Consider the following 1320-nt stretch of genomic DNA (forward strand, 5'->3'; position numbering starts at 1 on the left):
AAATTGACTGCATAGGGTTGCTCCTCCGAATCGTGGGAGCCTCAAACGGCGCCCACTCCTTGGCACTCTCGTGCCCGTGGAGGAGCCGTCCACAGCATCAACAGCCGACATAGCAGGATGACGAGCACGAAGGAGGCCGCCAGCTGAAGCGGCCTTACTCACTCTTGAATTCCGCGATTTTTCGATCTTGGCTCCATAGCTCTACGTCGTACCCGTCAGCCAAGGCTCTAGCGCGCTTCTTGGCTTCGGCTTCGTCCTTGCAAACTAGTTGGACGATGAACTCGATATGCCCGTCGAGGCCCATGATATGTGCGCGGTACTTTTGCATCTTCTGACCTCCCTTTCGCAAACGAGAGGCCACCAACTGAGGCGGACCTATTCTTTTGGGGATTGCAGGCCCGGCGACGTCATCCATCTGTCTAAATGAGAAACGGTTTCGAGCTGGCGCAGTTTGCTTTCTAGAAGATCACGCGCTGCAGCCTGTCGTCTCACGGCACTCTCCTTTCCCTGCATCAATTGGGCGGGAGCGCAACCGGCGTTCTCATCACCGACCCGAGCACGTGCCCTGCGGTGATGGAGCGGAACCGGTGTGACGCTCGCCATGAGCCATTCAAAATGAAAGAGGCCGCCAACTGAGGCGGCCTTACAATTGCGAAACCAAGAGGGTGACACACGCGATCAGCGTTGCCGTACTAAGGGTCACCACGACGAGTGCTCGTTCACTGTTGGCTTCTAGCTCTTTGTCATCCATCTGGATTAACGCAGGCCAGCAGATTTGGTTCGACTGCTACGTGGGAGCCCTTAGGCCCGGTGAATTTAACCATTCATCTATGCGGGCGGTAGCATCGGCTTGGCGAGCGTTCTCCAAGAGGTTTCCTTCTCTCTGCCTGGTGGCAGTTGTTCGGCTCTCTCCCTCGCTCGTCGAGCTTCTTCAATAAGGCGTTCGCCTAGCGTCCTATCCTGTTTGAGCCGGTGGCGTTTCATTTGAACGTCCTCCCGACTGAAAACGCGCGAAAGAAGCTTACCTTCAGAAAGCAGGAACCTTACATCAAGCGTTCCTCTGACGGAACATCCTCGTTCCAGTGCGAAACTCACCCCAGCTCGACTAGCGCACAGGGCAATTCGAGAACCTGAACGTCGCGGCGACGTGACGACGTCCGCAGTGGGTCCAGAAGCGGAAGTCTGGGGTTGCCAAGTCGGTCCGCTCTGTCTTCGATTGTGTTGCAAAACTCGTTTCTGACTTGGGGCGAGCTTGGCTTTTGAGTTTCGGCGGTTTCTTTTGGTGCGGGGTGCCGGCGGTTTCCGTTTTGCTTGTGCATT

The 1320-nt window shown here is 56.1% G+C and carries 2 protein-coding genes; both read right to left on the reverse strand.

Annotation, left to right across the window (positions count from 1 at the left end; all coding sequences use genetic code 11):
• Positions 1-154: 154 nt before the first annotated feature.
• Positions 155-328, reverse strand: a complete 174-nt coding sequence (locus tag AC629_RS47525) for a hypothetical protein (protein WP_168195755.1) — start codon at positions 326-328, stop codon at positions 155-157.
• 777 nt (positions 329-1105) lie between these two features.
• Positions 1106-1320, reverse strand: a 215-nt coding sequence (locus tag AC629_RS48075; RefSeq protein WP_210419232.1) for a hypothetical protein, incomplete at its 5' end; no start/stop codon positions are given.

Source organism: Bradyrhizobium sp. NAS80.1 (genome assembly GCF_001908205.1).
Lineage (GTDB): Bacteria > Pseudomonadota > Alphaproteobacteria > Rhizobiales > Xanthobacteraceae > Bradyrhizobium.

Coding starts and splice junctions, on each gene's coding strand:
- AC629_RS47525 (WP_168195755.1), bottom strand. CDS start 328: ATGCAAAAGTACCGCGCACATATCATGGGCCTCGACGGGCATATCGAG.